Origin of the sequence: Pseudoalteromonas sp. Z1A6 (genome assembly GCF_011378745.1) — a bacterium.
Classification (GTDB): domain Bacteria; phylum Pseudomonadota; class Gammaproteobacteria; order Enterobacterales; family Alteromonadaceae; genus Pseudoalteromonas; species Pseudoalteromonas arctica.
In genome coordinates this window covers 1-627 of record NZ_WTKW01000689.1, presented here as the reverse complement: position 1 = coordinate 627, position 627 = coordinate 1, and the positions used below count along the sequence as shown (strand labels likewise).

At 30.5% G+C, this 627-nt stretch carries 1 protein-coding gene; it reads right to left on the bottom strand.

The annotated features are described in order from the left end of the window. Positions 1-627: DUF2971 domain-containing protein (locus GQR46_RS20355; RefSeq protein WP_165742343.1), on the bottom strand; the 627-nt coding region annotated here is incomplete at both ends.

Here is a 627-nt window from a genome sequence, read left to right as displayed (position 1 = left end):
CTCCCCATTCTTAAGCTCTATAAAATCGATATAAGAACATTCTATAAAATCAAAGTAATCTACTTTTGGCTCATCATTCATCACTACAAAACCTGGTGAATAAAGTGTAAAGCGAAATTCTTTTTCGTACATGAATGTTTTGTTTTTTATACTTGCAACCTCAAAAGCAATATCATTAAAAGCTTCGATAACGAGTTTGCCCAGCTTTCCATTAAGTTCGTTTTTATCTAAACTTTCATCCAGTCTGCAATCTAATACTTCAGGAAGATATTTTTCAATTAATAAATTTAGCATTTCCTTTGTTGGCTCATAAACAACATAGGCATAATCAATCAAAAATTTATGCCGTATAAAGTATTCGTTATCGTTATCGTTATCGTGGAATTTATCTTTATTAAACTTTATACAATATGAAGTCTGTTCTGAACCGTAAGTAAGCCAGTGATTTAAACTATCTCGCTCTGTTGTGAATGAAACTGTATAAATATCACCCAACAGATTCTCATCTAAAGTATTCCAAAAAGATGCTAAGAACATATTAGCAGAATCAATATCTGCATTTTGCAGTTTACTCTTAATATCTTTTGAAGGTATGCCTTTACGTTTAGCATAGATTTCTTCAAATTT